This window comes from Rhodopirellula maiorica SM1 (assembly GCF_000346295.1).
Taxonomy (GTDB): Bacteria; Planctomycetota; Planctomycetia; order Pirellulales; family Pirellulaceae; genus Novipirellula; species Novipirellula maiorica.
The window spans coordinates 1-3,341 of sequence record NZ_ANOG01000064.1 but is presented as its reverse complement, the minus strand read 5'-3'; the positions used below and the strand labels follow the sequence as shown (position 1 = coordinate 3,341).

Sequence of the window (3,341 nt, the reverse complement as noted above, 5' to 3'; positions counted from 1 at the left end):
GATCCGATTTTCCTGCCCTCATCATTTTCCTGCCAAACCAATATCCAACGATGCCATCGGCAATATAATGCCGCTGCTCCGCCGAATCAGCAGCAAAGGGACGCAGCACTTTGTTAGGGCAATGCTAACAGGCCGATATGATGAGCGAGGACTTCTGGCGGAACGAAGACAACCCGCAGCAGTGGAATGGATTTGGAATGTGATGAGGAACCCGATGGCTGTTTGGCCATCTGTTCAAGCTGCTTTACAGCGATGCAGATAGGCAGGAATCATTGGGTGAAATCCCGTTGGCCGCTGGGGCGCTAGCTCCGGTTGAATGTCGGAACCGTGGCTAGCGCCAAAGCGGCTAATTAACTGAAAGGCTTCTGCCTAGCTGCTTACCATTGCCTAATTGGACGCGCGGAAGACAAGGATCAGTTGGCATTGTGCAGCAGAATCTTTCCGAAGAGTTGCGTCAATCCAAAAGTTCGGAGCGGTTGGGATCTTTTCAATCGGGCACCCAGCGTGGCCAACTTTCCTCGTCCGCAGCGACTGCCGTACGAGCAGCGCCACACATCTTGTCTCGCGTCAATCTGCTTAGAACACCAATCAATCTGAAAACCACTCATCGAGGCAATCGGTCCGAATACGTATCGATCCGTGAAAGTTAGTGTAACGCTGAACCGCGGCGCGGATTCGCAACATTTCTCGCGAACCCCGTCATTGAATGGCGTCTTCGCTTCGATTCGCAATCATGTACGAAACCGACGACCGACAATATGCCCACATCGACTGTTCCGGTCACGCCGACTATATCAAAAACATGATCACGAAGGGGCAAGTGTTGGCGAAAGCCGGCAGCGTCACTCCGCATCGCGAGTTCGAGCCGGAAGTGTATGTATTGAAGAAAGGAAGGGGGGGCGGCACACGCCGTTCTTTGACGGTTACGCGCCTCCGTCTTTTTTTCGTACTACAAACGTGACCGGTAGTGCATCGGTAATGGACGGAGTGTAGATGGCGATGCCAGGTGACGGTATCCGTCTGAGCGTCGCGCTGAAACAACCGATCGCGGTCAGCGACGGCGACCACTTCGCCATCCGGGAAGGCGGCAAGACGGTCGGTTCGGGCGTCGTAGCGCGAGTCGTGGCCTAGCCGACCAAAATGGAAAACGCCCGCGGCGGAGCAATCCGTCACGGGCGTTTCTAATTCAATCAGACTTCAACGATGAATTCGCGATGCTTCCACTTAGCTGCATGGGGGCAGTGTAATCCGTGGATGCAGCGACGGTGTGGACTTGATCGGCTAAGGCAAAGTGATGCGTTTTCCTTGGTAAACCGACTTAAATTTAAGCTGGCCGTCGGTGTAGTAGGCTACCAGTAGGGTTCTTGGCCCGCCAAATCCCGTCGCAGGCTCGCCCCAGTCTTCGGTCTTTACATCGGTGGTCCAACTGCGTTTTTTGCCGATCGCTTTGCGGATTTTTTCAGTGACATCGATCCAGCTGACATTCTGCCCATAAAATGCCGCGACCACATGAAAGTGTTTGCTTGCCGAAGTAGCAGATTGAATCTTTTCTAGTTCGCTGATCAGTGTCTCGGTGGCAGATCCCGATTGCTTTTCGAAGTTACGTGACGCATTCAGCAAACTTGCTTCATATCGCTGGACCGCTTGCTTGACCGCCGGCGACCGATTTCGTTTGGTTGGTTTAGCTTTGTCGCTTACACCGGTCTTGGTCAGCGGTGGGTCGAACCGGAGCCAGCAATGCAGAAGTCCTCCGCTGAGTGTGCCGCCGGTTGCCAGCAGTGGCTCTGTCATCGTGACGGTGCCATCGAATTGTGATGATCCAGCGTGATGGGTGGCCGTTCCCTCGAAACGCAGCGTGCCGGAGTCGTCGCGACCGAGGCGTCCAGACAACGAGGCGTCAGCATCCGCCTTGAAGTCAAATCGCTGGTTGACGTCGATCGTTCGTTCCAAGAGTGGTTGGGTCGGGTTGCCCAAATACATTCGGACTTGCAATCGCGACAACCCTGCGGGTTCCTTTGCCGCTGTCTCTTTTGCAACTGTGGCGTACGCGACGACAAATCCACACAGGATGATGGTGAGGTGTCTCATGCGAGATGCTCCGATTGCGGATCCAAGGTTGTCTTGTCCTTTCATGATACCGCGAGCAGCGCGAAACGTGGGGCGTCAGGCCGATACCATCCACTTTCGCACCAAACAAGTGATGATTGAGTAGTGGAATACGCCAGAATTCCTTTCTTACCTGTTTAAGACTTCTTCGGTTTCGACGTGAACGTCCCCTCGGGACCAACGATCATCATCAGCGGTGATTGCACGCTGTATCACTCGGTCTGAAAGTGTTTGGCCGGTCAGCATTCGATTTTAAGCAATATGATCGCATTGCATAACGTGTGCAAGTGCGATAAAGTGTCGACTGTTAAGTGGAATCGCTTGATTCGATGGGCCGTTACGGTAGTGATCGCGGGGCATCTGCAGAGTCGGGCATGGTTTTTGGTTGTTTGTTGCTGTTTGGTTTGGCCAGCGTTCGCTGACGTGATCGGACAGCCGACTACAAGCGTGAATTGGTTGGAGATGTTGCAATGAGTGGCGAACTGCCCATGGTCGATACCCTGTCGGATGGCCCAACGACGCAGGCTGCTCCAGCGAGCTGGTCGGGATGGAGTGATTGTGCGGGAATGGTGGCGTCGATCGGTTGTGCGATTCACTGCGCCGCGATGCCGTTTGTGATCGCTTATTTGCCCGCGCTGGGGCTGAGTTTTTTGGCTGACGAGGCTTTTCACAAATGGATGGCAATCGGCTGTTTTGTCATTGCTTTGTCTGCCTTCGTTCCCGGAGTTCGCAAACATGGACGACTGACACCGGTCGTCGTCGGCAGTATTGGCTTGGTATTGATTTCCATTGCTGCGTTCGGGTTTGCCGGAGAGTGCTGTGCCGTATGTGCAAACACTGTGGCCCCGGACGCTTTCGGAGCCTCCACCCCCACGGGAAACGCGGTTTCATCTGTCACCGCCGAGGTGTGTACGGACGCCTGTTGTGTTCATTGTGCAAGCGATGGCGCTGCCGCCGAAGTTGACACATCGTTTGCTGGTTTGGCCTCAGTCGGGCTGCCGTCTAATTCGCTGGCAAATTCTTCGTGGGTGGCGAGACTCGCCCCGTGGATGACGCCCGTCGGAGGAATCGTCCTGGTTTGTGCACATCTGCTGAACCGGCGTTATGGCTGTCGATGCGGATGTTGCGAAAATGATGTTTCCAAAGTTTCCGCATGACAAACAAAACGAGGGCGGATTGAGATGTCGGTAGCGATTCAGGCAAACGATTGGCAGCGTCGCGAACGTGCACCCATC

At 54.5% G+C, this 3,341-nt stretch carries 3 protein-coding genes and 1 pseudogene; 3 read left to right on the top strand and 1 reads right to left on the bottom strand.

From position 1 onward, the window contains the following. Positions 1-733: 733 nt before the first annotated feature. Together RMSM_RS43990 and RMSM_RS39490 are read left to right on the top strand one after the other, a co-directional pair. Complete coding sequence (locus RMSM_RS43990; protein WP_040763640.1) at positions 734-961, top strand: GTP-binding protein; 228 nt, start codon at positions 734-736, stop codon at positions 959-961. Then, a pseudogene (locus RMSM_RS39490) lies at positions 880-1,131 on the top strand (EF-Tu C-terminal domain-related protein). Before RMSM_RS43990 ends, RMSM_RS39490 begins: the two are co-directional and overlap by 82 nt. 150 nt (positions 1,132-1,281) lie before the next feature. Here RMSM_RS39490 and RMSM_RS02025 read toward each other — a convergent pair. After that, a complete protein-coding gene (locus RMSM_RS02025) occupies positions 1,282-2,088 on the bottom strand; it encodes a hypothetical protein (RefSeq protein ID WP_040763636.1) in 807 nt (268 codons plus the stop codon). A 488-nt stretch (positions 2,089-2,576) separates the two neighbouring features. On the opposite strand from RMSM_RS02025, the gene RMSM_RS02015 reads away from it, so the two are divergent. Continuing rightward, a complete protein-coding gene (locus RMSM_RS02015; protein ID WP_008690817.1) occupies positions 2,577-3,263 on the top strand; it encodes a MerC domain-containing protein in 687 nt (228 codons plus the stop codon). Positions 3,264-3,341: the final 78 nt, after the last annotated feature.